Here is a 26,090-nt window from a genome sequence, read left to right as displayed (position 1 = left end):
GTGGACACCCCCCGCCCCCTCCGGCCATTGCTAACACGACCCGCCCGTACCGGCCCGCCCCGCTGCGCCACCCGGGCGAGCACGCGAGGGCAGCGGGCGCGGGGGCGCGGGCGCCGGAGAGGGCCGGCGGTGCGCGTGGCGGGCCGGCCGGCCGGGGCGCCGGAGCGTCAGGACGCCTGCGGCGCCTGCGGGCCGAGCAGCACCGGCAGCGCCCGGTGCCCGTTGGAGATCAGCGAGTCGACCGGCTCCAGCCGCGCGTCCGGGGCGAGGGCGAGGTCGGGGAAGCGCTCGAACAGCCGGCTCAGCGCGGTGCGCCCCTCCAGGCGGGCCAGCGGCGCGCCGAGGCAGAAGTGCACCCCGTGCCCGAAGGCGAGGTGGTCCTTGACCGGCCGGGTGACGTCGAAGTCGGCGCCGCTGTCGCCGTAGCGCACCGGGTGGCGCCCGGCGGCCGCGTAGGCGGCGAGGATCGCCTCGCCCCGGCGCACCGTCACCCCGCCGGGCAGCTCGATGTCCTCCACCGCGTAGCGCATCGGCAGGTGCGCGACCGGCGCGTTGCGGCGCAGCGCCTCCTCGACGACGTCGTCCCAGCCGGCCTTGCCCGCGCGCACCAGGGCGAGCTGCTCGGGGTGGGTGAGCAGGTCGGTGATGCCGTTGTCGATCAGGTTGACGGTGGTCTCGTAGCCGGCCGAGACGATCAGCAGCACGGTGTCGCGCAGTTCCTCCTCGCTCAGCGCGCGGGCTTCGCCGTCGCTCTCGTGGTCGCGGGCGGCGATCAGCGCCGAGGTCAGGTCCTCGCCCGGCTCGCGGCGCTTGGCGGCGATCAGCTCCTCCAGCAGGGCCAGGAACGCGGTCACGGTGGCCGCCGACTCCTCGGCGGACAAGGTGGTGGAGAAGACCTTGTCGACCATGCCCCGGAAGGTGTCCGTGATGTCGTCGGGCAGGCCCAGCAGCCGGGAGATGACCTGGATCGGCAGCGGGTAGGCCAGGCGCTCGCGCAGGTCCACCACCTCGCCGGGGGCGCAGGCGGCCAGGCCGTCCAGCAGTGCGTCGGTCAGCTCCTCGACGCGGGCGGTCATGGTGGCGACCTGGCGGGCGGTGAAGGCGCCGCCCACCAGCCGGCGCAGCCGCCGGTGGTCGGCGCCGTGCGCGTTGAACATGTTGTGCGCGCTCACCCAGATCGCCAGCGGCCAGGTCCGCACCACCTCGGCGAAGTCCGGCCAGTGCTGCGCGCCGTCCTTGGAGACGCGCGGGTCCTTGGTCAGCTCCTCCAGCAGCACCGGGTCGGACACCGACCAGGCCCGCACGCCCAGGATGTCGACGGGCGTGGCCGCTCCGCGCGCGCACAGCTCGGCGCTCTCGGCATCGCGGGCGCGGCCGGTCGGGTCCAGTACGAGACGCTCCACGGGGTCCACGGGGGTTCCTCCACTCGACGCGGGGACGGTGCGCGGCCGCACGCCGCGCACCGGGACACGAGGATGCTCGCCCGCGGCGGTCCGCGTCGAGAGGGCGTGGCGCCCGGCGCGTCGTCACGGGCCGGCACGGCAGCCACCGCCCGGCCCGCGACGACGCGCCGACCCGGCCGGGCGTTCGGGCACCGAACCCGGCTTCGGCGCCCGGGGCCTGTGCCGCCCCCGACCTCGCCCCGCCCCCGCCCCAGCCCCCGCCCTCGCGGCGGCCCCGACCTCGCGGCGCCCGGCAGGGGCCCGCGCGGCGCGCCCCTGCGGTCCGTCACGAGCGGTCCGTCACGGGCGGGCACGCCACGGGCGGGCAGGGCCCCGCTCACGCCCGCACACGGCCCGCCTCGTGGACCCACGGCGGCGCCACCGCGCTCGTGACGCGTTCGAACAGGGCGCCGCTGCGGCTGTGGGCCACCGTGCGCACCCAACGCCAGCCCTGCGAACGGTAGTAGGCGTGCAGGGCGGCGTTGTCGCTCCACACGTTCGCCCGCAGCAGCCCGGCGCCCGCCCGCGCGGCCCGCCAGGCGGCCCAGTCGCCCAGACGGGCGCCGATGCCGCGCCCGGCGTACCGGCGGTCCACCGTGAAGGAGCTCACGTAGCGGGCCGGGCGGGCGAGTTCCTCGCCGCTCCACAGGCGGGGGCTGCCGGTGGGGCGCAGCGTCACGGTGGCGACGGCCTCGCCCTGCGGCGCCAGCGCGGCGACCACCGTCGCGCCCCGGGCGATCAGCGTCAGGCCGCGCTCGGGGTCGTACGGGGCCGACCACTGGGCCGAGCCGTGCTCCAGCGCGATCCAGGCGGCCGCCTCCGCCCGCAGGGCGGCCAGCCGGGGCAGGTCGGCGGGCACCGCGGCGCGGACGTACAGCGGCACGGGCGTCCCCGGCACCGGCGTCCCCGGCACCGGCACAGGTCTCCTCGGCACGGGTCTCCTCACCGCGACGCGCAGGGGACGGCGGATCCCACGGGTTCGTCGAGGGGTTCGAGGACGAAGCCCGCGCGCAGGGCGTCCACCAGCCGCCGTCCGGGCGCGGTGAGCGCGGTCCCGTCCGGGGTGGTCAGCGGGTGCCGGGCCACGACCCGGGCGAGCGGCACCCCGGGGAGCAACACCGTCCCGGGGGAGGGCAGTTGCAGCAGCACGCAGTCGTCGGGCCCGCACTCCAGCAGGCCGAACCCGGCGCCGCAGTACCGCAGCCGCCCGTCCTTGAGCCGGTGCAGACCGCCACCGGGCGCCGCCGCCACCCGCACCGGGGCTCCGGTGTGCCGCACCACCAGCTGCACGGCGCCCGCCGCGTCCGTACGCGGCTCGCCGCCGGTGGCGTGCCCGTAGAGCTCCAGCACGTGGCGCAGCGCGGACGGCAGCGCGTGCTCGGCCAGTTCGAGCTCACCCAGCAGCCAGGTCGAGCCCTGCATGCGGCAGTTGAGCTCCAGCAGCAGCGGGCGCTCGCCGTCCAGGACGAAGTCGGCACCGAACAGGCCCCGGTAGCCGAGCGCGGCCAGCGCCTCGCCGACACGCCGCGCCGAGGCGCCGGCCCGGGCCAGGGCGAGCGGCGACAGCAGGGCCGGGGCCGCGAAGTCGCAGCCGGAGTAGGCGCCGAAGGGCGCGCCGACACCCTCGATACGGGTCAGCTGGACGGACGGGCGCAGCACCCGCACCGTGCTGTCCGCCGAGACCAGGACGTGCAGGTTGACCGCGACGCCCTCGACGTAGCCGCTCACCAGCCAGGGCCCGCCGCCGACCCGGCGGATCGGGGGCAGGTCCGCCTCGTCGACGACCAGGTGGGTGCCCTTGCCGCTGGAGCCCACCGGCGTCTGCACCACGTAGGGGGAACCGAAGCGGCGGCGCAGCTCCCGGTGGTCGAGCGCCGGGACCACCGCGTCCGGCGGGGTCGCGGCCCCCACCGACCGCAGCCACGCGCGCTGCGCCCGCTTGTCGCCCAGCATCGGCAGGGCCACGTGCGAGGGCGGCTCCAGCAGGCGGGCGCCGAGCGCGCCGAGTGCCGTGCGCCACTCGGCCTTCATCGCCGAGTAGGGCAGCAGCGCCAGCTCCCGGCCCCGCCAGCCGCCACCCGCCGCGCCCGCGCCCGGGCCCGCGTCCTCGCCCTCGCCCGAGGTGCAGGCGATCGCGCGCAGCACCGCGTGGACCCCGGCCCCCGCCGAGGTGTGGTCGCGCACCCCCCGGTCCGGTTCCAGCGCGTGGAAGGAGGCCCCGAACTCGTCCGCCCAGCCCGCGTCCGGGCCCTCCACACTCACCACCGCGGACAGGCAGCCGGTGCGCAGCAGCGGCAGCACGTTCAGGGGACGGGCACAGCACGACAGTCCGGGCAGGGCCCGCAACCGGGCCACCGCTTCGTCACAGGATGTGATCACCCACGCGATTATGGAGAGCCCGGGACCGGGCCCGCCGCCGCCCCGGACCCCGCCCCGCCCCGCACGAGGCACGCCCCGCCCTCACCCTCACCCGAACGAATGAACCCCCCGCGTTGACGGCCCGTCGGGCCCGCTGTCGGCACCCGGCAGTACCGTGCACGAATGAACAGCCGCACCGCCCCCGACCCGAACCGCCCCGCCGCACCCACCGCCGCACCCACCTGGCGGGTCACCGAGACCGCCGGCCTGGAGACCTCCTGGATCGACCTGCGCCCCACCGCCCTGACCGCCCGCGGCCGCGTCGCCGCCGCCGAACCGGCCCCGTACTGGCTCGACTACGAACTCGACACCGGCGACGGCTTCACCACCCGCCGCATGCACGTCACCGCCCGCACCCCCGACACCGTCCGCACCCTCGACCTGCGCCGCGACGAGACCACCGGCCACTGGACCGTCGACGGCACCCCGCGCCCCGACCTCGACGGCGCCCTCGACTGCGACCTCGGCCTGTCCCCGCTCACCAACACCCCGCCCGTCCTGCGCCACGCCCTCCACCGCGGCCCGGGCGAACACCACTTCCTGATGGCCTGGATCCGGGTGCCCGAGCTGGTCGTCGTGCCCTCCCGCCAGACCTACACCCACCTGCACCGCCACGAGGACGGAGGCGCCACCGTCCGCTACGCCTCCGGCGACTACCGGGCGGACCTGCTGCTGGACGCGGACGGCCTGGTCGCCGACTACCCGGGCCTGGCCCACCGCATCGCCTGACGGCTCCGGTCCGACGGCCCGGCCAGGCCCGACGGGGAGCCCGACCTGACGGGGCGCCCGGTTCCCCCGCCCGGTACGCTCGGGCGCATCCCCCGACCCGCCACGAGGAGGCCCCGATGCCCTGGTTCGCACTGGAGCGCTTCGACGCCTCCTTCTTCGACACCGCCCCGCACCGCCACCGCCACGTGATGGACCTGCCGGTGGCACCGCGGAGCGTGTGGGCGGGACTCGCCGGCCCGGCACCGCTGTCCTGGTGCCGGGGCCTGGCCGGCGGCCGCTACACCTCACCGGCCCCGCACGGCGTCGGCACCACCCGGGAGATCACCGCGCTCGGGACGCTGCGGCTGCGCGAGGAGTTCACGCTCTGGGAGGAGGGAACGCGGCACGCGTTCCGCGTCACCGAGGCCTCCCTGCCGCTGTACCGGCGCTTCGGCGAGGACTACCTCCTCGAACCCCTCCCGGGCGGCGGCACCCGCTTCACCTGGACCTTCGCCTACGAGCCGGCCCCACTGCTGCGCCGCCCCGCGGCACTGACCGACATGCCCGGGACGGCCTTCCAGCGGACGCTGATCGCCGACACCAAACGGCACTTCGGCGCGGCCTGAGCCCGCCGGGCCACGGGCGCCCGGTCCGGCGCCCGCCCCGCCCGGCGGGCCGTCCCGACCGTCTCCGTGAAAGCCCTCACGCGTACGAGTGAACGAGCTGGACCGGACGCCTCGCGACCACGTACAACTGCGCGCACAGGGCCACCCGTTGAACGACCCGACCGCCGTCGGCCCTGCCACCCACGCACCCCCGGAGGGCCCGATGGCCACGGAGATCACCTACGAGGAACTGGCCACCCTGGTCAGGACCCGCGCCGGCGTCCAGGTCACCGCCGAGGAACTCGCCGACCCCGGCCGCATGTTCCTCGACCTCGGCGTCGACTCCCTGGGCGTGCTGGGCGTCCTCGCCGACCTGGAGAACCGCTACGGCGTCTCCCTCGACAGCTCCGACCTCCTCGGCCGCCCCGTCGCCGAGTTCCTCAAGGACGTCAACGCCTCGCTGAACCCCGGCTCCTGACCGGCCCGGAGCGGGGCGGGAAGCCCGACCCCGGCGGCCTCCCGCCCCCGCGGCCCTACCCCTGCGGGTAGAACACGAACAGCGTGCAGCCGACGGCCGTCGACGGCACGTGCCACGACCCCGCCGGAGCGTGCAGGAACGTACCGGCCGGGTAGTCCCGCGCCCCGTCGTTGAAGACGCCCGCCACCACGAACACCTCCTCCGGCCCCGGCTCGTGGACGTCACGGTGCGGCCAGCGGGAGCCCGCCGCCATCTCCAGCACATGGGCGTGCGCGCCGTCCGGCCCCCGCCACAGGGCCCGCAGCCGGACACCGGGGAACAGCTCGCGGACCGGGGACTCGTCGACGGACACGGACGTGTAGCCCTGCTGGGCAAGGATCTCCGGGTACATGCCCGCAACGGTGCCGCGCCCCGGCCGGCCCGGACAGGCCCCACCGCGACACCCTGGGGTACTTTCCTGCCATGCACCGCGTGGTGGCCCTGGTCCGGCCCGTCCAGTCGACCTTCGAACTCGGCTGCGCCGCCGAGGTCTTCGGCACACTGAGACCCGGCCTGCCGCAGCACTACACCTTCGCCACCTGCACGCAGGTCCCCGGCCCGGTGCCCACCACCGGCGGCTACACCATGTCCGTGCCGCACGGCCTCGACGCGCTCGACACCGCCGACACCGTGATCGTCCCCGGCTGGCTGCCCGTGGACGAACCCCTCACCGACCCCGTGCGCCGCGCCCTGCTGCGGGCGCACGCCCGCGGGGCCCGGCTGGCCGCCATCTGCTCCGGAGTGTTCGCCCTGGCCCGCACCGGACTGCTCGACGGCCGCACCGCCACCACCCACCGGGCCCGCGCCGACCAGCTGCGCCGCGCGTACCCCCGGATCCGGGTCGAGCCGCACCGGCGCTACGTGGACCACGGCGACGTCGCCACCAGCGCGGGCGCCGGCGCCGGCCTCGACCTGTGCCTGCACCTGGTCCGGCGCGACCACGGCGCCGCCCACGCCGCCGCGCTGGCCCGGCACATGGCGATGGCTCCGCACCCCGACGACGACCGCACGCCCTGCGCGCCGCAGCCGGTGTCGCCGTCACTGCTGCCGCCGGCACCGCCGGTGCCGGTGCCGGTGCCGTCGGGGCAGGCGCTGGACGGCCTGCTCGCCTGGGCCGACGAGCGCCTGGGCGCGCCCCTGTCGGTCGAGGCCCTGGCCGCCCGCCTCGGCGTCTCGCCCCGCACCCTGGCCCGGCGTTTCGCCGACCAGCTCGGCACCAGCCCGGGCGCCTGGCTGCTCGCCCGCCGGCTGGCCGCGGCCCGCGTCCTGCTGGAGGACACCGACCTGCCCGTCGACGCGATCGCTGCCCGCGTCGGGCTGACCTCCGCCGTCAACCTGCGCCGCCGCTTCCGCGCCCGCACCGGCACCACCCCCGGCGCCTACCGGCAGGCCTTCCGCACCCGCTGAGCCCTCCGCACCCGCTGAGCCCTCCGCACCCGCTGAGCCCTCCGTGCCCGCTGAGCCCTCCGTCCCGCGCCATGCGCTGCGGGACGCACGGCTCAGCGGCCGCGCCGGAGGCCCGCCATCACCCGATCGAGTGGCCGGCGCCGCCGTTTCCCGTGCCGGTGACGTGCGCGTGGGTAGCGTCGGTCCATGATCGTGGACTCGTCAACAGGTCTGACATGTCGACGATTTGACTTATTGTCATACAAGTAAAGAGGCATCGTCGCATGGCAGAGAAGCGCCTGAAGTCCTGGGGCAACAACCGCTCCGGCCAGCTCGGGGACGGCACCTGGGCCGACCTCCGCACCACGGCCACCGCCGTGCTCGGGCTGACCAGCGCCGACGTGGTGAAGATCGCCGCCGGCGGGGCCGGTGCCACCCTCGGCCACGGGCTGGCCCTGCTGGCCGACCGCACGGTGCAGTCCTGGGGCGTCAACGGCTCGGGCCAGCTCGGCGACGGCACGGTGTTCAGCCACAACGCGCCCGGCCAGGTGGTCGGTCTCACCGACGCCACCGACATCGCCGCCGGCGGCGCGCACAGCCTCGCCCTGCTCGCCGACGGCACCGTCTGGGCCTGGGGCCAGAACAACCACGGCCAGCTCGGCAACGGCACCGGCGCCGACAGCGGCGTCCCGGTGCGGGTCGAGGGCCTCCACAAGGTCGTCGCCATCGCCGCCGGCCTCCACCACAGCCTCGCGCTGCGCGAGGACGGCACCGTCTGGGCCTGGGGCTACAACAGCAACGGCCAGCTGGGCGACGGGACTTCGACGAACCGAGGCCTCCCCGCGCGGGTCGTCGGACTGACCGGTGTCAGCCGGATCGCCGCCGGCGCGAGCCACAACCTCGTCCTGGTCGGCACGCCCGGCGCCGGCGCCGCCGTGAAGGCCTGGGGCTACAACGCCACCGGCCAGCTCGGCGACAACACCACCATCAACCGCTACACCCCCGTCACCACCCACGGGGCCTGGACCGGCGGGGTCACCCGGATCGCGGCCGGCTGCAACCACAGCATGGCCGTCGTCGACACCGACCACCGCCTCAAGGCCTGGGGCCAGAACACCGCCGGCCAGCTCGGCGACGGCACCACCGTCTTCCGCGTCACCCCCGTCACCGTCCCCGGCCTGAGCGGCGTACGGCTGGTGGCCGGCGGCCGGGAGCACACCGTGGCCCTGTCCGGGACCAGCACCGTGCACTCCTGGGGCAGCAACGGCTCCGGCCAGCTCGGCGACGGCACCACCGCCGACAGCAGCACCCCGGTGCCCACCCTCACCGCCCTCACCGGCATCGACAAGCTCGCCGCCCCCGTCGGCGGCGACTTCACCCTCGCCAACTGAGGCGCCTCGACGGTGCCCGGCCGTCCCTCCTGTCACAATGCGCGTGAGCAATCCGTAGCCGCCGCAACCCGTACAGTGAGGTCATCGTGTCGAAGGTCAAACTGAGCACCAACCACGGCGACATCGTCCTGCGCCTCGACGCGGAGAAGGCCCCGGCGACGGTGGAGAACTTCCTCCAGTACGTCCGGGACGGCTTCTACGACGGGACGGTCTTCCACCGGGTCATCAACGGCTTCATGGTCCAGGGCGGCGGGATGGAGCCCGGCATGAAGCAGAAGAAGACCCGCGCCCCCATCCAGAACGAGGCCGACAACGGCCTGAAGAACACGCGGTACACCGTCGCGATGGCCCGCACCGGGGACCCGCACTCGGCCACCGCCCAGTTCTTCATCAACGTCGCCGACAACGACTTCCTCGACCACAGCGGCAAGAACGCCCAGGGCTGGGGCTACGCCGTCTTCGGCGAGGTGGTCGAGGGCCAGGACGTCGTGGACGCCGTCAAGACCGTGCCCACCGGCTCCAGGAGCGGCCACCAGGACGTCCCCAAGGAGGACGTGGTCATCGAGAAGGCCGAGGTCGTCGAGTAGGGCGGGGTCGTCGGCCAGGGGCGGGGACGTCGCCCAGGGGCGGGGGAGCGGGCGTGCGCACGGGAAGCCGGCCCGGCCGACTTCCCGTGCGAACGACCCCGCCCCGGGGCCGAAAACCGGATGACCGCGGCCCCGGCCGCCTCCGACAATGACCCATGCCGACCGACCACTGGCCCCTGCGGAGCCTGCGGCTGCGCACACGCCGCCTCGAACTGCGCCTGCCCGACGACGACGAACTCGCCGCCCTCGCTGACCTCGCGGCCGAAGGCGTCCACGACCCGGACCGCATGCCCTTCATCGTGCCGTGGACCGATCTGCCCCCGCGGGAACGGGCACGCTCGGTGGTGCAGCACCACTGGCTGCGCCTGGGCACGTGGTCCCCGCAGGACTGGGCACTGAACCTGGCCGTCTTCGAGGACGGCCGGGTCGTCGGCCTGCAGGTCCTCGCCGCCCGCGACTTCGCCGTCCTGCGGGAGGCCACCACCGCCTCCTGGCTCGGCGCCCGCCACCAGGGGCGAGGCATCGGCACCGAGATGCGAGCCGCCGTCCTGCACCTGGCCTTCGCGGGCCTGGACGCGACCGGGGCCAGGTCGGGCGCCTTCGAGGACAACCCCTCCTCGTACGCCGTCTCCCGCAGGCACGGCTACGAACCCGACGGCATCGCCCGCCACGTGGTCCGCGGCCGGGCGGTGACGGAGCGCCGGCTGAGGCTGACCCGGGAGCGCTGGCAGGCGCGGTGCGAGATGCCCGTCACGGTCGACGGGCTGACGCCCTGCCGGCCGCTGTTCGGCCTGCCGGGCGACGGCGGCGAGGGCCGCCCCGGCCCCGGGTGAGCGGGAAGTCGGCCCGGCCGGCTTCCCGCTCCGCGCCGCCCGGGGCGGCCCCGGCGGGCCGCCCCGACCCCTGCCCGCCGCCGCACGGGTGAATGCGCCCACGGCGGTGCGCGGCGCCCGCCCGGGCCGCGCCGGGCCGTCGAATACTCACGTACTCACGCGATGAGGCGCACGGCCCGTGCCGCCCGGACGAGGGAGGACCCGCATGCACCGCCGCACCGCCGCCAGGCCGGGACACCGCATCGCCGCGCCCCTGCTGGCCGGCCTGCTGCTCGCCGGGTGCACCTCCGCCGCCTCCGACCCCGAGGCCGCCCCCGGCTCCTCCGGCGCCGTGCCCACCGCGCCGCCGCAGCCCTCACCGCAGCTGAGCGACCAGCAGGTGGCCTTCGCCGTCGACCGGATCGACGCCTACGTCCAGGACGCCCTGCGCAGGACCGGCGTGCCGGGCCTGGCCCTGGCCGTCGTCCACAAGGACAAGGTCGTCCACGCCAAGGGCTTCGGCGTCCGCGAGCTCGGCAAGCCGGACACCGTCGACCCCGACACCGTCTTCCAGCTCGCCTCCGTCTCCAAGCCGATCTCCTCCACCGTCGTCGCCACGGCCGTCGGCCAGAAGGCGGTCGCCTGGGACGACCCCGTCATCGCCCACGACCCCGGCTTCACCCTCGCCGACCCCTGGGTCGGCCGCCACGTGACGCTCGCCGACCTCTTCTCCCACCGCAGCGGCCTGCCCGACCACGCCGGCGACCTCCTCCAGGACCTCGGCTACCAGCGCGACTACATCCTCCAGCACCTGCGCGACCAGCCCCTGGCCCCCTTCCGCGCCACCTACGCCTACACCAACTACGGCCTCACCGAGGCGGCCGTCGCCGTCGCCAGGACCAGGGGCACCGCCTGGGAGACCCTGGCCGCCGACACCCTCTACAAGCCGCTCGGCATGACCTCCACGAGCTCCCTGCGCTCCGCCTACGACAACGCGGCCGACAAGGCCGTGCCGCACGTGCGCACCGGCGACGGCGGCGGCTGGCAGGTCAGCACCACCGAGAACGCCGACCCGCAGTCCCCGGCCGGCGGCGTCAGCTCCACCGTGCAGGACCTCGCCCGCTGGATGCGGCTGCAGCTCGCCGACGGCTCCTTCGAGGGCAAGCAGATCGTCGACACCGCCGCCCTGGGCGAGACCTGGCTGCCGCACAGCCTCTCCAACCCGCCGTCCGCACCCGACGGCAACCCCGGCCAGTACGGCCTGGGCTGGAACGTCGGCCGCGACAACGGCGGCCGGCTGCGGCTCAACCACTCCGGCGCCTTCGAACTGGGAGCCGCCACCGTGGTCACCCTGCTGCCCTCCGAGCAGTTGGGGATCGTGGTGCTGACCAACGGCCAACCGGTCGGCCTGCCCGAGGCGGTGGCCGAGGAGTTCTTCGACCTCGCCGAGGAGGGCCACGAGACCGTCGACTGGCTCGCCTTCTTCGGCAAGGTCGTCCCCGCCGCCGCGCTGACCGGCGTCTCGCCCACCGACTACACCAAGCCCCCGGCCGACGCCGCCCCCGCCAAGCCCGACGCGGCCTACGTCGGCACGTACGCCAACGGCTACTACGGCCCGCTGACCGTGACCACCGGCAACGGCGGCGCCCTGGTGATGAGCCTGGGCCCGGACGACCTGCAGTTCCCGCTCCAGCACTACGCCGGGGACGTGTTCAGCTTCCGCACCCGCGGGGAGAACGCCGTCGGCCTGTCCGGGGTGACGTTCGGCGTGGGCGCCGACGGCCGGGCCTCCACGGTGGTGGTCGAACAGCTCGACCACGAGGGCCTCGGGACCTTCACCCGAAGCTAGGGTCCGTCGTCAAACCCCTGCCTGCGGGGCCGGGTGCCGCAGGAGGGCGAGACGGCTGGCGGTGCGGTCGAGGTCGCGCATGAGGGCGGACCCGGCGGGCAGGCCGGCGAGCGGGTCGGCGCCGATCAGGACCAGGCGGACGTCGCGGTCGCAGCAGACGTCGACCAGGTTGGCGAAGCGCCGGCGGCCGTCGGGGGAGGCATCGGTGAGCGGCGGGACGCCGTCGAGGACGACGGTGGGGAAGCGGTCGGCGAGGGCGAGGTAGTCCGCGACGGAGGTGAGGCCCTCGCACAGCTCCGGGAAACCGAACCACACGTGGTCCTCGCGGACCGCCCGGGCCGGCAGCTCGCGGTGGTGGGCGGCCACCGGACCCGCTTCCTCGGGCCGGGGCGCCGTGAGGCCGGCCGCGGCCTCGTCGCCGGGGCGGAGCCGGGCACCGAGGCCGAACCCGTGGGCGCGCTCCGACCCGGGCAGGCGCCGGAAGTCGACCTGCCCGCAGACGTCGACCACGTCCATCCGCTCCTCGATCAGCCTGATCGTCGGTTCGAAGAGGTGGTGGTACAGCGGGTCGGGCATCAGCCCGGCGGGCGGGTAGTTGGACGTGGTGACCAGGGTGATCCGCCGCTCCAGCAGGGTGTGCAGCAGACGGGCCACCAGCATCGCGTCACCCGCGTCGTGGGCGTGGAACTCGTCGAAGACCAGGACCCGGCAGTCGCCGAGCAGCTCGTCCACGGCCCGGTCCACGGCCGCGCCGTCCGCGCCGCGACTCCCGGCGTGGTGGGCGACGCCCTCGTGCAGCCGGCGGAAGAAGTCGTGGAAGTGCAGCCGCCGCTTGCGCGGGGTCGCCAGCCCGTCGAGGAAGGTGTCCACCAGCCAGCTCTTGCCGCGGCCGACCGGGCCCCAGAGGTAGAGGTGCCGCGGACCGCGGCGCAGCCGCCAGGCCGGGTGGGCGAGCTCGCCGGCCAGCCGGCTGAGCCGCTCGACCGGGAGCTCCTGGGCGGGGTCGAGCGTGAACCCGCGCTGCCCGGCGGCCCGGTGGAAGTGCCCGCGCATCGCCTCGTACTGCTTCTGCACCCTGTCCGTCACGGGTCGGGACCCTAGCAGGGCGTCATCGGCGTCCGGATCAGCGGGAGTTGCCCGGTCACGGGCCCCTTCACGGCCGGTCCGGCGCGGGACGGGACCTGACGGAGCGTCCCGCACCCGCCCGGCCGGACCTCCCGCTCCCGGGCCGCCGGCCGGCGGAAGCGGTGAAGTCCGGTGGAACCGCTAGTAGTAGCCCTTCGAGCCGTCGAGGAGCTCGCGGACGATGTCGGCGTGCCCCGCGTGGCGGCCGGTCTCCTCGACGAGGTGGATCAGCATCCAGCGCAGGTTGGCGCCGCCGGCGCGGAAGCCGGGCTTGCGGCCGACGTCGTCCAGGGAGGCCGCCGCGACGATCTCGTTGCTGCGGGCGCACTGGGCCTCGTACTCCGCGAGCAGGTCGGCGAGGGGGCGGTCGTCGGTGTGCCAGTCGGCGTCCTCGGTGGACTCGTCGAAGGACGGGTTCTGCTTCTCGTCACCGCCGAGGAACATCACCTCCAGCCAGAGGTGCTCGGTCCAGCGCATGTGCGAGATGAGGCCGGCCATCGTCATGGCCGGCGAGGTCGGGACGACCGCCCGGTGCGCGTCCCGTTCGTCCAGCCCCTCGCACTTCCAGCGCAGGATCTTCCGCTGCAGGTCCAACCAGCCGATGAGCGCGGTGCGTTCGTCCGCCTGGAGTGGGGGGCGTTCCAGTTCCGATGCCATGGCGGTGCAGGCTACCGAGGTGTCGCGCCGGGTGCACCGGGTTTTCCGCGTGCCGCCCGCCGGCGCGGCCGCGGTGCGGGTGGCGGACGTTCGGTTCGCGGACGATGAACCGGCCTCGGACGGAGGCCCGTTGGAGTCGGAAAGGAGAACGTTCACGCCCGATCACCATCGGGGCCCCGAGTCCGGAGGCTTCTTGCATGTCGATCAACCGTAGGACCCTTCTCAGGGGCGCAGCGCTCGCGGCCACGACCGGGGCCCTGGGCATCGCCGGCTCGGGCGCGTCGGCCGTCGCCGCGCCGGACCGCCTCGTCCACCGCCCCACCGACAAGTGGATGTCGCTGCTGGGCGACAACGTGAAGCTGTCGCAGCTGACGATCCCCGGAACCCACGAGACCTGCGCGCTCTACGACGGCGGCGCCTTCGGCTTCGCCCAGTGCCAGGAGTGGCGCATCAACCAGCAGCTCCAGGCGGGCGTGCGCTTCCTCGACATCCGGTGCCGGGTGGCGGGCGACGTCTTCACCATCCACCACGACAAGATCTACCAGAAAATCAACTTCGGTGACGTGCTGAACCTCTGCATCGACTTCCTGAAGGCGAACCCCCGCGAGACGATCATCATGCGGGTCAAGAAGGAGTACACCGAGGGGCAGGACTACCGCTTCAGCGAGATCTTCAACTACTACATGGACGGCTACGACGGGAAGGGCAACTACCGGCCCTGGTTCTGGCTCCCCAAGGCCGGATCACTGCCCGGCGGACTGCCCACGCTCGGGCAGGTGCGCGGCAAGATCGTCCCCATCATGTCGGACTTCACCTGGGGCGACGGGCGCTACGACCCGCTGCAGTGGGGGGACAGTTCCCGGATCTGGCTGCAGGACGCGTGGAGCGACGGGCCCAGCCGCAAGGTCCAGCGGGTCAGGGAAGGGCTGGACACGGCGTTCTACGGCCAGAACGACGGCAAGCTGTACCTCCACTTCGCCAGCTCCAGCAGCTTCCCGGACACCCCGTACCAGATCGCCAAGGTCGTCAATCCCTCCATCCAGGACTACCTGACGCCGCGCATCTCCCAGCGCGCCCACTACGGCGTGATCGCGATGGACTTCGTGGACGAGCGCAAGGACCTGCTGCAGATGATCGTCGACTGGAACTTCGGACTCTGACCACAGCCACCGGCCCCGCCGCCCCGAGCATGGGGTGGCGGGGCCGATGGTGGCTGTGGTCAGTGGGTGTCGAACTCGCCGGTGCGGACGGCGGTGACGAAGGCCTGCCAGGCGGGGGTGGGGAAGAGGAGGGCCGGGCCGGAGGGGTCCTTGGAGTCGCGTACGGGCATGACGCCGGCGAAGCCGTCGGCAACCTCGACGCATGCGCCGCCGCCACCGCTGTACGAGCTCTTCCGCCAGGTGGTGATGTGGGTGGTGTCCATCGCGCGCCCTCCTGGGGTCGTGCCCGCCAACTGGTGACCAGGGTAGGGGAGAAGGGCGGGAAGCCGGCCATGCCGCCCGGCTTCCCGCCCCTCAGATGGTCACCCGGTGGTTTCTAGTAGAACCAGACGGAGAGGCGGGCGGTGGTCGGGGCGACGTCGCAGAAGTAGTTGACCGCCTCCCCGCGGGCCACGTAGGCCTTGCCGGCCGCGTCGCACGCGGCGCCGCTCGGGTACATGCCGATGTAGGTGTAACCGGTCGTCCTCGTGGTGGACGCCTGGGCAGCGGGGGCGACCATCAGGCCGCCCGCCACCGAGAACAGTCCGGCCAGGGCCATGCTGGTAACCGCCTTGCGAAGTGCCATGTCGGTGTCTTCCTCGCTCAAGGGAGAACACCGGAGTCCGCTTCCCGGTGCTCGGCGGCGAGCCTTCCGGAATCCCGGATTCGGGGCAATGGTAGAGACCAATTTGGCAGAAAAGAGCCGCCCGCTGCGCAGTTGCGCACACCTCGGCCCCGCCGCCCCGAGTATGGGGCGGCGGGGCCGATGGTGGCTGTGGTCAGTGGGTGTCGAACTCGCCGGTGCGGACGGCGGTGACGAAGGCCTGCCAGGCGGGGGTGGGGAAGAGGAGGGCCGGGCCGGAGGGGTCCTTGGAGTCGCGTACGGGCATGACGCCGGTGAAGCCGTCGGCGACCTCCACGCACGTACCGCCGCTGCCGCTGTGTGAACTCTTCCGCCAGCGGGCGCTAGTCAGGTCGACATCCATTCAAAGTCCCTCCGTACCGCACGGATCATGGCTACCGATTCGGTCTGGCCCAAGGCCTCCACCACGAGCCGATCGTAGTCGTTGCCAAGTGCCGTGATCGCGTCGGAATCCCGATCGAGGTAGCCGCGCTGCTCAGTCTCACCGTAAGCAAGCTTTTTGCGGTCGGGCATGGTAAGGAGGTGCACCAGCCGGGTGAACGGCCTGTTCTCGCCCAGCGAGTACGGCGCCACCTGGAGGATGATGTTGGGTTGAGCAGCCATTTCTTCGAGGTGGATCAGCTGTTCGACCATGACGTTCCGGCCGCCGATGGGTCGCCTGAGGCAGCTTTCATCGATCACCGCGTGCAGGAGCGGCGGTGGTGTGCGGTTGTAGATGTGCTGTCGGGCAAGCAGAAATTCGATTCGCTCATGGGCCTGCTCCTGCGTGACGGTGCCTCGCCGGAGATTTCCCTGCTCCCAGGCGACTGCGTACGGCCGGGTCTGCAGCAGCCCAGGGATGACGTTGATCTCGAAGAGCTTGATCTTCTCCGCGCTCGCCTCGTAGTTGGCGTACTCAGGGAAGCCCGGAACCAAGGCCGTGTGCTTGGCCTGGAAGTACATCAGCATCAAAGTCCCGCCCGTCTCCAGGACTTCGTCGGCCTTGGTAGCAAACTTCTTACTCGGCGGTCGGCGCGCAAGTTCAACGAACGAGACGTAAGACGAGCTGACTCCGCACTTGCGGGCGAGCTGGTGCTGCAGGAGCCCCTTTGCCTTGCGTGAGTTGCGGAGTTGGATGGCGAAGGGGGCCCAGGGGCCGGACTCCGGGTCAATCTCCTTGATGTTCACCATGGCTGCTCCAAATCCACGCTTGCGCCGCAGTCAAGTTGTTTGCGCTTCCGATCGTAGGCGTCGGCGGGCCACCATGTACACAGAACGTGAAACTCCGATCGCAGAGGGTTCCCTTCTCATGCACCACGACCAACTCCCTCGCCTCCACGGCTACGGCGTCCGCTGGGACGCCGAGGCCGACCGCTACCGGGTCCGCAACGAGCTCACCGGGGAGTGGCTCCGCGGCGCCAGCGGCGAACTCGCGGCCTTCACCTTCTTCGGGGACGCGTACAGTGCCTGGCGCGCCTTCGAGGTCCACAAGCGGCCCGGGGAGAAGTGAGATGTCCTCCACCCTCTCCCGTGCGACCGCCGAGCAGCGCCGGCAGGCCGCCGACGTCCTCGACGACCTCGCCACCGTCCTCGCCCTCGGCGGCGTCAAGCTCCCCACGCTCGAAGTCGACTGGGCGGACGGCCGCCTGACGTGCAGCTACCTGCTGCGCCTCACCGCGCGCCCGCTCGACCTCCTGCGCATGGTCGACCTGCTGCGCAAGGGTCTGCGCTACGAACGCCTCACCCACGACGACTGAACGTCCCCCACCGCGTCGAGAAAGCGACCTCCCCCCATGCAAGACCCCCGCCTGCTGGCCAAGCCCCCCGTCTGCCGGCTCGGCTGCCTCGTCCTCGTCCGCAACCAGCGCGGCGACGTCCTGCTGGTCGACCCCGACTACATGGACGGCATGATCCTTCCGGGCGGCTCCGCAAAGCCCAACGAGCCCCCGCACCTGGCCGCCGCCCGCCACCTGCACGCCGAGACCGGTCTGATCGTCCGCCTCACCGACGTCCTCGCCGTCGACTTCACCCCCGCCGACCGCCACTTGGAGCGTCTCACCCTGGTGTTCGACGGCGGTACCGTCCCCGACGGCACCCTCATCACCGTCCCCGCGCAGCGCAGGAGCGGCCTGTTCGGCGCCCGCTTCGTCCCCGCCCGCAGCCTCCCGGACTTCATGGCCCCCTCCCAGGCCGCCCGCGCCGCCGAGGCCCTCGCCGGCCGCTCCCTGCCCGCCCTCCTGCTCGGCCAGCGCGCCGCGTGACGGCACGCGGACACGCCCCGGCCCGGCGCGGGCTCCCCGCGCCGGGCCGGGGCGGTTCCGTCAGTCCCTCGGGGCGCGGCGACAGGCGTCCGCCGCGACGGTGGCGGCGATTCGTCGTACCAGCTTCATAGTGATCAAATCGTCTCGGGTGGCATGGAGTTGGCGGGATGACGGGAGCATGATCCGCCCACGATCCCCGGCCCGGGACATGCATACCGGACCGCGCGCCGTGCCCGTCCGGACGCCGCGCCGACACCCGACCAAGATCACCCGAAGACGAGGAGGGAGGGTCGTGCCGGGCCCGCCGACCACCGTGGTGGCAGGATGGCGGCATGGAACGAGTAGTGGGCATCGGCGGGTACTTCCTGCGGGCCGCCGACCCCGCGGCGCTGGGCGCCTGGTACCGCGACTGCCTGGGGCTGGACGCCGACGAACACGGCCTGTGGCGCCAGGAGCCCGGGCCGACGGTCTTCGCGGCCTTCGAGTCCGGGACCGACTACTTCGGCTCCCGCACCCAGCGGACCATGCTCAACTTCCGCGTCCGCGACCTGGACGCGATGCTCGCCCAACTGCGTGCCCGGGGGGCGGACGTGGCCGAGGAGACCCAGGACATGGCGGGCGTCGGCCGGTTCGGCTGGGTCACCGACCCCGAGGGCAACCGGATCGAGCTCTGGCAGCCCGCCTGACCGGGCCGAGCCGCGGCGGGCCGGGGTGATCATCTCCCCATCCCGGCACCGGAGATGAGGGTTCTCTGAGGGTGCTTTCTCGGGGACAACCCCGATGCCGGACCCGGCCGTCGGGCCCGAGACTCGGGTGCATGCGCATCACACGGGCCGGCTGGGCCGTCATGACGGTGCTCTCCACCCTCATCGTCGCCGTCTCCGCCAAGTACCTCAGCTTCGATCCGGCGGTCTTCATCGAGCAGCAGCGCGCCACCTACCTGAGTCACGAAGTGCCGCTCTACATCCACATATTCGGCGCGCTCACCGCTCTGCTGGTGGGGCCGTGGCAGTTCTCCCGCCGCCTGCGGAACCGCCGCCCGCGCCTGCACCGCCGCATCGGCGTCACCTACCTGATCGGCTGCCTGGTCGGCGGGGCGGGCGCGCTGCTGATGGCGCCCGTCGCGTTCGGCGGCGCGGTCTCCGGGACCGGCTTCGCCTGCCTGGCCGTCGCCTGGCTGGTGACCGGCGGCGCCGGGCTGCGGGCGATCCTCGACGGGCGGGTGGTCGACCACCGCCGCTGGATGGTCCGCAGCTTCGCGCTCACCTTCGCCGCCGTCACCCTGCGGCTCATGCTGACCGTCGCCATGGCCGCGCACCTGGACTTCCGCACCTCCTACACCGCCATCGCCTGGCTGTGCTGGGTGCCCAACCTGCTGCTGGCCTGCTGGTTCACCCGCCGCCGCCCCGCCGCCGGGGCGCCGGCGTGACCGGTGCCCGGACCCGGGCGCGGACGTGGGCGCGGACGTCAGCGGTGGGGGTGCGGCCCGGGGTGCGGACGATGCGCAGGGCGTGGCGCCGGCCGATGACGCGGGCCGAGGCATCGAACTGGCGGAACCGGCCGAGGTGACGGCTGCTCATGTTTCCGCCGCTGGACCGTCGTTGACCGAACCGGGGAGTGCGGCCCCCGTTAGCCCGGCCGGGCAGCGGGGTTCCTCCGCCCGGGTAGCGGATGCCTTCCCCGGCGGCGGACCAGGGTGGTTCGGGTACGGATCGGGGTCGAGGCGGGGAACGGCCCGCCGTCGACACAGCCCGACCCCACACCCCAGGAGGCCGCCGTGGCCCGTACGAAGCCCCTCGTCCTGACCGCCCTGACCGCCTTCAGCGTCCTGGCCGCGAGTGCCGCCGTCGCCTTCGCCGACGGCAAGCCCGCCGGCAAGCCGGGCGTCGTGGTGCCCCACGACGAGGCCGCCGCCGACCCCGCGCTGCTGTCCGCGCACAACCAGGTCTTCGGCGACTTCGTCGACGTGGCCCCGGGCGGCAACGGGTTCGCCACCGTGACCTGCCCGTCCGGCCAGGTGCCCACCGGTGGTGGCGGCCAGACCAGCGCCTTCCGGATCTTCTTCACCGACTCCTACCCGAGCGGCAGCTCCTGGGTCGTGCGCGGCACCAACACCGGTACCGCGACGGAGTCGATCCTGGCGACCGCCGTCTGCACCGTCCCCTGACCCTCGGGGTGAACGGCCCGGGTCCGGCGTTCGGGCCCGGGCCGCCGCATGTCCCGCGCACCGGGCTCATTGCCCCGGCGGGGCGACCTCGTCGGAGGGTCGCTTCGGCGCCGGCCGCAGCCCGAGGTCGGAGACCGGCCCGAGGTGGCCGAGCTTGTCCGGGTTGGACACGGAGTGGACGGCCCGCACCGCGCCGTCGGCGTCGATGTCCAGCACGATGACGCCGGCCACGCGCTGCTCGGCGTCGTACACCACCGCGCCCGGGCGGCCGTTGACCCGGGCCGGGACGAGGCGCGCGCCCAGGAGCAGGACGCGGCGCAGGCCGCCGACGAGCAGCCGGGCGACGCGGAGCGGCTCGGTGACCGAGCGTGCCAGCGCGCGGGCCTTGCCGCCGCCGTCGCCCCGGACCACCACGTCGGGGGCGAGCATGCCGAGCAGCGCGTCCAGGTCCCCGCCCTCGGCGGCCTCGAAGAAGCGGCGGGCCAGCTCCTCGCCCTGCGCGCGGTGGGCCGGGGCCGGCAGGACGGGGCCGTCCTCGGCCGCGGCCAGGCGCTTGCGGGCGCGGGAGAGGATCTGCCGGCAGTTCGCCTCGCTCCGGCCGACCGTCTCCGCCACCTCCGGGTAGCCGTACCCGAACGCCTCGCGCAGCGTGAACACCGCGCGCTCGACGGGGGAGAGGGCCTCCAGCAGCACCAGGAACGCCATCGACAGGGTGTCCGCCAGCTCGGCGTGCTCGGCCGGGCCGGGGCGCCCGGTGGTGGTCACGACCGGCTCGGGCAGCCACTCGCCGACATAGGTCTCGCGCCGCACCCGCGCGGACCTCAGGTGGTTGATGCCCAGACGGGTGACGGTCGTGGTCAGGTACGCCTTCGGGTCGGCGATCGCGGTGCCGGCCCGGTCGGCACGGGCGAGGCCGAGGAAGGTGTCCTGGACGAGGTCCTCGGCGTCGCCGACCGAACCCGTCATCCCGTAGGCGATGGAGAACAGCAGCGGCCGGTACCCGGCCGCGCCCGCCACATCCGTCGAACTCACCCCGGACGCCCCCTGTCCCGATCGTGGCCAGCAGGCTACCCGAGGCCCGCCGCGGACCGCGGGCGGGTGGTGTGGCGCAGGTCACGGCGGGCGGGCGGCGCGGGGACGTCACAAAACGGCGGGCTGTCCTGTCTTCAAGGGCAGCAACGGGACCACCGACCGAGGAGCACACCATGGAACCCCGCCTGAACCCCTTCGCCAGCCCCGTCATGGGCAAGGTCTTCAAGCACCTGATCGCCGCCAACAAGCCCGTCGCCGAGTCGAGCCTGCCGTACACCGTCCAGGAGCTGGTGCGGCTGCGCGCCAGCCAGATCAACGGCTGCGGCGCCTGCATCGACATGCACTTCAAGGAGGCCGTGCACGCCGGGGAGGACCCGGTGCGCCTCAACCTGGTCGCCGCCTGGCGGGAGGCCACCGTGTTCACCGACGCCGAGCGCGCCGCGCTGGAACTCGCCGAGGAGGGCACCCGGCTCGCGGACGCGGCGGGCGGGGTGAGCGACGAGGTGTGGGCGAACGCCGCCAAGCACTACGACGAGGAGCAGCTCGCCGCGCTGGTCTGCGTGATCGCGATCATCAACGCCTTCAACCGGGCCAATGTGATGCTCCGCCAGCCCGGCGGCGGCTACGAGGTCGGCATGTACCAGCACTGACCGGCCCGGGGCACGAGGAGAGGGGGACGCCGTGAACGTCGCGCTGTGGATCGTCGCCGGGCTGCTGGCCGCCGTCTACCTGGTGGGCGGCGCGTTCAAGATGCTCGCGCCGAAGGAGAGGATCGCCGCCACCGGGGCCGCCGGCCGCTGGGTGGAGGACTTCACCGAGGGAGGGGTGAAGGCCATCGGCGCGGTCGAGGTGCTGGCGGCGGCCGGGCTGGTCCTGCCCGCCGTGCTCGGCATCGCGCCGGTGTTCGTGCCGCTGGCGGCCGTCGGACTGGTGCTGCTGATGGCCGGTGCGGCGGCCGTGCGGGTGCGCCGTCGGGAGTACCGGCTGGTGGCGGTGGACGCGGTCTACATCCTGCTGGCCGCCTTCGTCGCCTGGGGCCGCCTCGGGCCCGAGTCCTTCCTCAACTGACCTGCCGGGAAGGTCCGGTGGGAGGACCGGGGCCGCTCGACGGTACGGCCGCCGCGAGGGCGCGGCGCCGCGCCGCCGGGCGGCCCCGGCGGCCGTTCACCGGTCGCCCGGACCGGGCGGGTGCCGGTGGCCTACCATGTCCCACTGATGATCATCTCGTGGCCGCACCCGGTGTACGGGGAGCGGGCCGAAGGGGGACGGGTATGGAGATCGGGCTCGCGGACACCATCCGGGCGCTTCGGCAGGAGCTCGCCACCGCGATGGCCGACGGCGAGGGCTCGCCGGTGCGGCTGCGCGTCAACTCCGTCAAGCTCGATGTCGAGGTCGCCGTCACCGCCTCGGCCGAGGTCGAGGGCGGGGTCAAGTTCTGGGTGGTCTCCGGCGGGGCCAAGGCCGCCGGCGCCAGGACCGCCACGCACACGGTGTCGCTGGAGCTGACGGCGGAGACCGAGCAGGGCGGTGCGGTGCTGACCAACTCCGAGGCCGGGATCCTGCTGCCCGACTGACGCCGGGCGGGGCCCGGCGGACGGCGGTAGCCGCCACCGGGGAGGCTTTGCGGAACGGTCCGAACGGCGGGTGGGGGACAGGGCATGCGGCGCGGCCCGAACGGCATGCTGGACAGGGTGGTCATGGTCGCCCGACGGGACCGGACGACCGGCCACTCCCTGTTCCATGCCTCGGGCTTCCTGCTCACGAGCGGTCTCGCACTCTCCGTGCGCCACGCCTTCGAGGACGCCGACCGCTACGCCTACGAGGTCCGTCCGGCGGCCGGAACGGCCGGGGGGAGCGGCAAGCCCGTCGCCGTCGACCTGGTGGTGAGCCACCAGGACCCCTCCCTCGACCTGGCCCTGCTGGTCCTGGCCGAGGACCACGGCGACCTGCCGCCGATCCGGCTCGGCGTCGCGCCCACCCGGCTCGGCCGCATCGCGTTCACCGCGGTCGGCTTCCCGGACTTCGCCATCGACCGGATGCGGCCGACCACCCGGCAGATCGACGGCGACGTGCTGCTCGGCTCCTTCCTGGGCCGCGCCGACCTGGAACTGTCACTGACCTCCCCGCCCCCCGCGACGCCCCCGGCGGCGCCCACCGACCGGCCCGGCCCGGCATCACCGTGGACGGGCTTCTCCGGCGCCGGCGTGTTCACCCGCGACGACGTACTGCTGGGCGTGTGCAGCAGCCACCACACCCGCGGGGGGACCGCGAGCCTGACGGCCACCGGCTTCCAGGGGCTGTCCGAGGACCCCCGCTTCGTCCGCTACCTGCGCGCCCACGACGTCGACCCGGACCCGGTCGCGGTGACCGACCGCGAGGAGTCCGCGCAACGCCTGCGGGAGATCCACAGCCACGACGAGGTCGTCCGGGGACTGCACGGACGCGAGACCCGCCTCGTGGACGACCGCCTCTCCTTCGTCAGCCCCGGCCCCCTCCACGAGGCCCAGCCGCGGAACCTGCTGCGCCGTCTCTCGACACCGGACCCGCGAGGTGTCCTCCTGGTCGGACCGGCCGGCGCGGGAAAGACCCGGACCTGCTTCGAGGTCGCGCGGGCCGCCCATCTCGACGGCTGGCAGGTCCTCCACCTCCAGGCGAACAACTCCGTGACGGTGGACGACCTCTCGCAGGTCGTGCGCGAGGCCGAGCGGCCCCGGGTCCTGCTCGTCCTCGACTCCCTCGACACCTGCGCCCAGCTGGACCCGCGGGCACTCGTCGACGCCCTGCTGCCCGAGGCCAAACGGTGCGGCGTCCACGTCGCGGTGCTCGCCTCGACCCGTCCGGGAGCACGCCACCGGCTCCACCAGCGCGGTGCCGGGCTCCTCTTCGACGAGGTCCTGCTGCGCCAGGACGAGGACCACCGGACCACGGTGATCACCCACATCCTCCGTGAAGTCGCCCCGCAGGCGCTCCAGCGGTGGGGGGAGGAGGAACTCGCCCGGGCCTGCGGGCGCCGTCCGGTCATCGCCCTGCTCATCGCCGACGCCCTCGAACGCCGGATCCGCGCCGGCCACCTCGCCCCGGACCTCGCGCGGGTGCGCCCCGGTGAACTGGTCAGCTGGATCCGGGAGGGAATCCGGCAGGACTCGCTGACCCCCGTCGGCACCGGGGACGCGACCGGCCCGCTGGCCACCGCCCTGCCCGACCTCGCCCACCTGGCCTTCGCCACGGCGGTCAGCATCTGCCCGCAGCCCCGCCCGGCCGTGGAGGAGGCACTCGACGCGCTGCTCGACGCCCACCCCTCCACCGCCGCGGGCGTCATGGGCGGACGGCACGTCACCGACACCCTGGTCTCGCTGGGGTGGATGGACGAGTCCGAGGGCGAACTCCACGTCGTCCACGACATCGTGACGGACGAACTGGTCCTGCACTCCCTCCTGCCGCCACCGGGCTGGAGCATCCACGGCGCATCCGCCGAAACGCTGTTCGACGCCACGTCCCGGCACTCCCGCTCGTTCGCCCTGTTCACCGGCCATCTGCAGCGGCTGGCCTCCGACCTGGACGGGCCGGGAACGGGCCACCGGGCCGGCGCACTGGAGCGCTTCTGCCGGGACTGGGCCACCCGCAACGCCGTCAGGCTGGGACAGCTGCTGGAGCACGCGGGCAGGGACGGCGAGCAGGCGCTGCTCGCCATGACCCTCGACCCGCCCTGGAAGTCCGCGGCCCTGGAGACCTGGGACGCACTGGTCCGCCCCTGGCTGACCCGGGCCGAACTCGACCACGCCGCACGGCCGTTCCTCTCGGCGGCGCTCGGCGATCCGCAGAACGTGCCGCAGCCGCTGATCTCGGCCTCGCTGTCCTGGCTGTCCCGGCGGGCCGGGCAGACCGACGCCGACCACGTCATCCAGGCGCTCCTGGAACGGGACGACCTCTCCTGCGGCCAGGAGCGGCTGGCCGTGGACCACGCCCTGGAGTGGGTCCGCGGACACGCCGGCTGGCGCTCCGCCCCGCTGGTCCTCAAACAGCTGCTCAAGCGGGACCACGACGCACCCACCCGCGGCCGGGTGGTCCAGTGCGCCTTCGACTGGCTGAGCCCGCGCCGCCCGTCCGAGGCGAGCGCCGCCGTCCTGCAGCACCTGCTGACGTACGGGAACCCGGTGGGGGAGCAGCGGGAGGAGGCCGTGCGCCGCACCCTCGCCTGGTTCGCCGACCACCGGGACGCCGCCGGCACCCTGCGGGCCGCGTCGCTCCTGCGCACGCTCCTGAGCCACCCCGCGCTGACGGCGCCCGAGGAGCGCGCGGCGCTCGAACGGGGCCTCGACTGGCTGGCGGAGCACCATGCCGAGGTCCCCACCGCGGGCGCGGTGCTCCGCGTCGTCCTGGAGTGCCACGATCTCACCCCCGACCGGGCGCGGAGGGTGACCCGCTACGTCGAGGTCTGGAGCAGGCTCCATCCCGCCAGCCCGCACCGCAGCCACGTCCTGCGCGTCCTGCTGGCCAGCGAAGGCACCGGCACCGGCGAAGGCACCGGCGCGGGCACCGGACTGCTGCACCAGCTGGCCGGCGATCCCGCCGACCCGGCGGCGGCCGTCGCGCTGCAACGACTGCTCGAACGCCCGCTGACTCCCGAGGAGGCCCGCCCCCTCATCTCCCGGGCGTTCCGGTGGCTGGAGCTGAACGAGACCTCCGCCGACCGCCGGCGCGTCCTCCAGGCCCTGCTGTGGCGGAGGGAGCTGACCGGAGAGCAGCTGACCGAGGTGGCCGATCTGGTGGTGGCGGAGCTCCGCGCCGACCCCGCCCAGCCGGCCCTCCTCGGCTCGCTCCTCGGCCGCCGCACCGGACTGCGGCCCGACCAGGCCCGGTTCGGGATCGACCTCGCGATCGACCTGTGCGCCGCCCACACCACCTTCCACTTCCAGCGGCCGTTCCTGTGCCCGCTCCTGAGGCGGTCGGACCTGACCCCCGAACAGGCCTCCCGGGCGGTGGCGCTGGGACTGGAGCGGCTCTCGGCGAACTTCAGCAACAAGACCCGGGAGATCCTCTGCGCCCTGCTGGAACGGCGGGACCTCTCCCCGGCCCAGCTGTCCCTGCTCCTGCGGCACACGACGGACTGGCTGGCCAGGCGCGGCTCGACGCCGAGGGCCCCCTTCGTCCTGCTGCACCTGCTGGAGCGCGACGACCTGCCGGCCGGGATCGAGCAGGAGGCTCTCCGCAGGGCCCGGGAGGCACTCCTGGCGTACCCGGACGCCCTGCCGGCGGAGCGCCTGCGCGCACGGCTGGCCGGACGCGGCCCGGCCGGGGCCTGAGCGCAGGAC

General features: G+C 74.0%; 31 protein-coding genes. 19 read left to right on the top strand and 12 right to left on the bottom strand.

What is annotated here, in order from left to right; genetic code table 11:
* Positions 1–167: 167 nt before the first annotated feature.
* The 3 genes from ACGFSC_RS12810 to ACGFSC_RS12800 all read right to left on the bottom strand — a co-directional run bounded on the left by ACGFSC_RS12810 (position 168) and on the right by ACGFSC_RS12800 (position 3,821).
* Complete coding sequence (locus tag ACGFSC_RS12810; protein WP_359912978.1) at positions 168–1,412, bottom strand: cytochrome P450; 1,245 nt, start codon at positions 1,410–1,412, stop codon at positions 168–170.
* A gap of 367 nt (positions 1,413–1,779) precedes the next feature.
* Positions 1,780–2,376, bottom strand: coding sequence for a GNAT family N-acetyltransferase (locus tag ACGFSC_RS12805; RefSeq protein ID WP_359912980.1), 597 nt, complete (start codon positions 2,374–2,376; stop codon positions 1,780–1,782).
* An 8-nt stretch (positions 2,377–2,384) separates the two neighbouring features.
* Positions 2,385–3,821 carry an ATP-grasp domain-containing protein gene (locus ACGFSC_RS12800; RefSeq protein WP_359912983.1) on the bottom strand — a complete coding sequence of 479 codons (1,437 nt, stop codon included), beginning with the start codon at positions 3,819–3,821 and terminating at the stop codon, positions 2,385–2,387.
* Positions 3,822–3,983: 162 nt separating this feature from the next.
* Here ACGFSC_RS12800 and ACGFSC_RS12795 point away from each other — a divergent pair, with 162 nt between their 5' ends.
* From ACGFSC_RS12795 to ACGFSC_RS12785, 3 genes are all read left to right on the top strand, one after another.
* Positions 3,984–4,589, top strand: a complete 606-nt coding sequence (locus tag ACGFSC_RS12795; RefSeq protein ID WP_359912986.1) for a putative glycolipid-binding domain-containing protein — start codon at positions 3,984–3,986, stop codon at positions 4,587–4,589.
* Positions 4,590–4,705: 116 nt separating this feature from the next.
* Positions 4,706–5,194, top strand: a complete 489-nt coding sequence (locus ACGFSC_RS12790) for an SRPBCC family protein (RefSeq protein WP_359912989.1) — start codon at positions 4,706–4,708, stop codon at positions 5,192–5,194.
* Positions 5,195–5,396: 202 nt separating this feature from the next.
* The gene (locus ACGFSC_RS12785) at positions 5,397–5,651 is read left to right on the top strand and encodes an acyl carrier protein (RefSeq protein WP_359912992.1); all 255 of its coding nucleotides are present in this window, start codon (positions 5,397–5,399) and stop codon (positions 5,649–5,651) included.
* Between the two features lie 55 nt (positions 5,652–5,706).
* On the opposite strand, the gene ACGFSC_RS12780 is transcribed toward ACGFSC_RS12785, so the two are convergent.
* Entirely contained in the window at positions 5,707–6,042 is a 336-nt protein-coding gene (locus ACGFSC_RS12780; protein WP_359912995.1) for a cupin domain-containing protein, read from the bottom strand.
* A gap of 71 nt (positions 6,043–6,113) precedes the next feature.
* Here ACGFSC_RS12780 and ACGFSC_RS12775 point away from each other — a divergent pair, with 71 nt between their 5' ends.
* The 5 genes from ACGFSC_RS12775 (at position 6,114) to ACGFSC_RS12755 (ending at position 11,715) form a co-directional block, all read left to right on the top strand.
* Positions 6,114–7,097, top strand: coding sequence for a helix-turn-helix domain-containing protein (locus tag ACGFSC_RS12775; RefSeq protein ID WP_359912998.1), 984 nt, complete (start codon positions 6,114–6,116; stop codon positions 7,095–7,097).
* A 263-nt stretch (positions 7,098–7,360) separates the two neighbouring features.
* Positions 7,361–8,467 carry a hypothetical protein gene (locus ACGFSC_RS12770; RefSeq protein WP_359913001.1) on the top strand — a complete coding sequence of 369 codons (1,107 nt, stop codon included), beginning with the start codon at positions 7,361–7,363 and terminating at the stop codon, positions 8,465–8,467.
* 86 nt (positions 8,468–8,553) lie between these two features.
* Complete coding sequence (locus tag ACGFSC_RS12765) at positions 8,554–9,054, top strand: peptidylprolyl isomerase (RefSeq protein WP_359913003.1); 501 nt, start codon at positions 8,554–8,556, stop codon at positions 9,052–9,054.
* A 155-nt stretch (positions 9,055–9,209) separates the two neighbouring features.
* A complete protein-coding gene (locus ACGFSC_RS12760; RefSeq protein WP_359913007.1) occupies positions 9,210–9,887 on the top strand; it encodes a GNAT family N-acetyltransferase in 678 nt (225 codons plus the stop codon).
* 205 nt (positions 9,888–10,092) lie between these two features.
* Positions 10,093–11,715: a serine hydrolase gene (locus ACGFSC_RS12755; RefSeq protein WP_359913009.1), complete on the top strand. Its 1,623-nt coding sequence runs from the start codon at positions 10,093–10,095 to the stop codon at positions 11,713–11,715.
* Positions 11,716–11,724: 9 nt separating this feature from the next.
* Here the strand turns inward: ACGFSC_RS12755 and zapE are convergent, their stop codons facing one another.
* Together zapE and ACGFSC_RS12745 are read right to left on the bottom strand one after the other, a co-directional pair.
* Positions 11,725–12,801: a cell division protein ZapE gene (gene zapE, locus ACGFSC_RS12750; protein ID WP_359913012.1), complete on the bottom strand. Its 1,077-nt coding sequence runs from the start codon at positions 12,799–12,801 to the stop codon at positions 11,725–11,727.
* Between the two features lie 180 nt (positions 12,802–12,981).
* Positions 12,982–13,497, bottom strand: coding sequence for a DinB family protein (locus ACGFSC_RS12745; protein WP_359913014.1), 516 nt, complete (start codon positions 13,495–13,497; stop codon positions 12,982–12,984).
* Positions 13,498–13,694: 197 nt separating this feature from the next.
* Between ACGFSC_RS12745 and ACGFSC_RS12740 the strand changes: the two genes are divergently transcribed.
* Positions 13,695–14,657, top strand: coding sequence for a phosphatidylinositol-specific phospholipase C (locus ACGFSC_RS12740; RefSeq protein ID WP_359913017.1), 963 nt, complete (start codon positions 13,695–13,697; stop codon positions 14,655–14,657).
* A 59-nt stretch (positions 14,658–14,716) separates the two neighbouring features.
* On the opposite strand, the gene ACGFSC_RS12735 is transcribed toward ACGFSC_RS12740, so the two are convergent.
* The 4 genes from ACGFSC_RS12735 to ACGFSC_RS12720 all read right to left on the bottom strand — a co-directional run bounded on the left by ACGFSC_RS12735 (position 14,717) and on the right by ACGFSC_RS12720 (position 16,509).
* Complete coding sequence (locus ACGFSC_RS12735) at positions 14,717–14,920, bottom strand: DUF397 domain-containing protein (RefSeq protein ID WP_359913018.1); 204 nt, start codon at positions 14,918–14,920, stop codon at positions 14,717–14,719.
* Positions 14,921–15,033: 113 nt separating this feature from the next.
* The gene (locus tag ACGFSC_RS12730; RefSeq protein ID WP_359913019.1) at positions 15,034–15,282 is read right to left on the bottom strand and encodes a hypothetical protein; all 249 of its coding nucleotides are present in this window, start codon (positions 15,280–15,282) and stop codon (positions 15,034–15,036) included.
* A 193-nt stretch (positions 15,283–15,475) separates the two neighbouring features.
* A complete protein-coding gene (locus ACGFSC_RS12725) occupies positions 15,476–15,682 on the bottom strand; it encodes a DUF397 domain-containing protein (RefSeq protein WP_359913022.1) in 207 nt (68 codons plus the stop codon).
* A complete protein-coding gene (locus ACGFSC_RS12720; RefSeq protein WP_359913025.1) occupies positions 15,667–16,509 on the bottom strand; it encodes a helix-turn-helix transcriptional regulator in 843 nt (280 codons plus the stop codon). The genes ACGFSC_RS12725 and ACGFSC_RS12720 overlap by 16 nt, the downstream gene beginning before the upstream one ends.
* Before the next feature lie 118 nt (positions 16,510–16,627).
* Between ACGFSC_RS12720 and ACGFSC_RS12715 the strand changes: the two genes are divergently transcribed.
* From ACGFSC_RS12715 to ACGFSC_RS12695, 5 genes are all read left to right on the top strand, one after another.
* Complete coding sequence (locus tag ACGFSC_RS12715; protein WP_359913028.1) at positions 16,628–16,828, top strand: hypothetical protein; 201 nt, start codon at positions 16,628–16,630, stop codon at positions 16,826–16,828.
* A 1-nt stretch (position 16,829) separates the two neighbouring features.
* Positions 16,830–17,075: a hypothetical protein gene (locus ACGFSC_RS12710; RefSeq protein WP_359913031.1), complete on the top strand. Its 246-nt coding sequence runs from the start codon at positions 16,830–16,832 to the stop codon at positions 17,073–17,075.
* 36 nt (positions 17,076–17,111) lie between these two features.
* A complete protein-coding gene (locus tag ACGFSC_RS12705) occupies positions 17,112–17,579 on the top strand; it encodes an NUDIX hydrolase (protein ID WP_359913034.1) in 468 nt (155 codons plus the stop codon).
* A 332-nt stretch (positions 17,580–17,911) separates the two neighbouring features.
* Positions 17,912–18,265 (top strand): VOC family protein, encoded by a 354-nt coding sequence (locus ACGFSC_RS12700; RefSeq protein WP_359906643.1) that lies wholly within the window; start codon positions 17,912–17,914, stop codon positions 18,263–18,265.
* Between the two features lie 131 nt (positions 18,266–18,396).
* Complete coding sequence (locus ACGFSC_RS12695) at positions 18,397–19,008, top strand: DUF2306 domain-containing protein (RefSeq protein WP_359906641.1); 612 nt, start codon at positions 18,397–18,399, stop codon at positions 19,006–19,008.
* On the opposite strand, the gene ACGFSC_RS12690 is transcribed toward ACGFSC_RS12695, so the two are convergent.
* Positions 18,971–19,159, bottom strand: a complete 189-nt coding sequence (locus ACGFSC_RS12690) for a hypothetical protein (RefSeq protein ID WP_359906639.1) — start codon at positions 19,157–19,159, stop codon at positions 18,971–18,973. The genes ACGFSC_RS12695 and ACGFSC_RS12690 overlap by 38 nt on opposite strands.
* A 197-nt stretch (positions 19,160–19,356) precedes the next feature.
* On the opposite strand from ACGFSC_RS12690, the gene ACGFSC_RS12685 reads away from it, so the two are divergent.
* Positions 19,357–19,746, top strand: coding sequence for a hypothetical protein (locus tag ACGFSC_RS12685; protein ID WP_359906637.1), 390 nt, complete (start codon positions 19,357–19,359; stop codon positions 19,744–19,746).
* A gap of 66 nt (positions 19,747–19,812) precedes the next feature.
* Here the strand turns inward: ACGFSC_RS12685 and sigJ are convergent, their stop codons facing one another.
* The gene (gene sigJ, locus ACGFSC_RS12680) at positions 19,813–20,778 is read right to left on the bottom strand and encodes an RNA polymerase sigma factor SigJ (protein ID WP_359906635.1); all 966 of its coding nucleotides are present in this window, start codon (positions 20,776–20,778) and stop codon (positions 19,813–19,815) included.
* Between the two features lie 173 nt (positions 20,779–20,951).
* Here sigJ and ACGFSC_RS12675 point away from each other — a divergent pair, with 173 nt between their 5' ends.
* From ACGFSC_RS12675 to ACGFSC_RS12660, 4 genes are all read left to right on the top strand, one after another.
* Entirely contained in the window at positions 20,952–21,428 is a 477-nt protein-coding gene (locus ACGFSC_RS12675; protein ID WP_359906633.1) for a carboxymuconolactone decarboxylase family protein, read from the top strand.
* Positions 21,429–21,459: 31 nt separating this feature from the next.
* The gene (locus ACGFSC_RS12670; RefSeq protein WP_359906631.1) at positions 21,460–21,846 is read left to right on the top strand and encodes a DoxX family protein; all 387 of its coding nucleotides are present in this window, start codon (positions 21,460–21,462) and stop codon (positions 21,844–21,846) included.
* A gap of 203 nt (positions 21,847–22,049) precedes the next feature.
* Positions 22,050–22,352, top strand: coding sequence for a trypco2 family protein (locus ACGFSC_RS12665; RefSeq protein WP_359906629.1), 303 nt, complete (start codon positions 22,050–22,052; stop codon positions 22,350–22,352).
* An 84-nt stretch (positions 22,353–22,436) separates the two neighbouring features.
* A complete protein-coding gene (locus tag ACGFSC_RS12660; RefSeq protein WP_359906627.1) occupies positions 22,437–26,081 on the top strand; it encodes a serine protease in 3,645 nt (1,214 codons plus the stop codon).
* The last annotated feature ends 9 nt before the right edge of the window (positions 26,082–26,090 follow it).

Source organism: Kitasatospora sp. NPDC048715 (assembly GCF_043198905.1).
Lineage (GTDB): Bacteria > Actinomycetota > Actinomycetes > Streptomycetales > Streptomycetaceae > Kitasatospora > Kitasatospora lactacystinica.
This window is presented reverse-complemented; position numbering and strand designations above follow the sequence as displayed.

Excerpts from the sequence above, each read along its gene's own strand:
- ACGFSC_RS12790 (WP_359912989.1), top strand. The coding sequence starts at position 4,706 with ATGCCCTGGTTCGCACTGGAGCGCTTCGACGCCTCCTTCTTCGACACC.
- ACGFSC_RS12755 (WP_359913009.1), top strand. The coding sequence starts at position 10,093 with ATGCACCGCCGCACCGCCGCCAGGCCGGGACACCGCATCGCCGCGCCC.
- ACGFSC_RS12760 (WP_359913007.1), top strand. The coding sequence starts at position 9,210 with ATGCCGACCGACCACTGGCCCCTGCGGAGCCTGCGGCTGCGCACACGC.
- ACGFSC_RS12740 (WP_359913017.1), top strand. The coding sequence starts at position 13,695 with ATGTCGATCAACCGTAGGACCCTTCTCAGGGGCGCAGCGCTCGCGGCC.
- ACGFSC_RS12780 (WP_359912995.1), bottom strand. The coding sequence starts at position 6,042 with ATGTACCCGGAGATCCTTGCCCAGCAGGGCTACACGTCCGTGTCCGTC.
- ACGFSC_RS12720 (WP_359913025.1), bottom strand. The coding sequence starts at position 16,509 with ATGGTGAACATCAAGGAGATTGACCCGGAGTCCGGCCCCTGGGCCCCC.
- ACGFSC_RS12695 (WP_359906641.1), top strand. The coding sequence starts at position 18,397 with ATGCGCATCACACGGGCCGGCTGGGCCGTCATGACGGTGCTCTCCACC.
- ACGFSC_RS12730 (WP_359913019.1), bottom strand. The coding sequence starts at position 15,282 with ATGGCACTTCGCAAGGCGGTTACCAGCATGGCCCTGGCCGGACTGTTC.
- ACGFSC_RS12665 (WP_359906629.1), top strand. The coding sequence starts at position 22,050 with ATGGAGATCGGGCTCGCGGACACCATCCGGGCGCTTCGGCAGGAGCTC.
- ACGFSC_RS12795 (WP_359912986.1), top strand. The coding sequence starts at position 3,984 with ATGAACAGCCGCACCGCCCCCGACCCGAACCGCCCCGCCGCACCCACC.
- ACGFSC_RS12660 (WP_359906627.1), top strand. The coding sequence starts at position 22,437 with ATGCGGCGCGGCCCGAACGGCATGCTGGACAGGGTGGTCATGGTCGCC.
- ACGFSC_RS12715 (WP_359913028.1), top strand. The coding sequence starts at position 16,628 with ATGCACCACGACCAACTCCCTCGCCTCCACGGCTACGGCGTCCGCTGG.
- ACGFSC_RS12785 (WP_359912992.1), top strand. The coding sequence starts at position 5,397 with ATGGCCACGGAGATCACCTACGAGGAACTGGCCACCCTGGTCAGGACC.
- ACGFSC_RS12690 (WP_359906639.1), bottom strand. The coding sequence starts at position 19,159 with ATGAGCAGCCGTCACCTCGGCCGGTTCCGCCAGTTCGATGCCTCGGCC.
- ACGFSC_RS12745 (WP_359913014.1), bottom strand. The coding sequence starts at position 13,497 with ATGGCATCGGAACTGGAACGCCCCCCACTCCAGGCGGACGAACGCACC.
- ACGFSC_RS12725 (WP_359913022.1), bottom strand. The coding sequence starts at position 15,682 with ATGGATGTCGACCTGACTAGCGCCCGCTGGCGGAAGAGTTCACACAGC.
- ACGFSC_RS12735 (WP_359913018.1), bottom strand. The coding sequence starts at position 14,920 with ATGGACACCACCCACATCACCACCTGGCGGAAGAGCTCGTACAGCGGT.
- ACGFSC_RS12675 (WP_359906633.1), top strand. The coding sequence starts at position 20,952 with ATGGAACCCCGCCTGAACCCCTTCGCCAGCCCCGTCATGGGCAAGGTC.
- ACGFSC_RS12700 (WP_359906643.1), top strand. The coding sequence starts at position 17,912 with ATGGAACGAGTAGTGGGCATCGGCGGGTACTTCCTGCGGGCCGCCGAC.
- ACGFSC_RS12705 (WP_359913034.1), top strand. The coding sequence starts at position 17,112 with ATGCAAGACCCCCGCCTGCTGGCCAAGCCCCCCGTCTGCCGGCTCGGC.
- ACGFSC_RS12775 (WP_359912998.1), top strand. The coding sequence starts at position 6,114 with ATGCACCGCGTGGTGGCCCTGGTCCGGCCCGTCCAGTCGACCTTCGAA.
- ACGFSC_RS12710 (WP_359913031.1), top strand. The coding sequence starts at position 16,830 with ATGTCCTCCACCCTCTCCCGTGCGACCGCCGAGCAGCGCCGGCAGGCC.
- ACGFSC_RS12770 (WP_359913001.1), top strand. The coding sequence starts at position 7,361 with ATGGCAGAGAAGCGCCTGAAGTCCTGGGGCAACAACCGCTCCGGCCAG.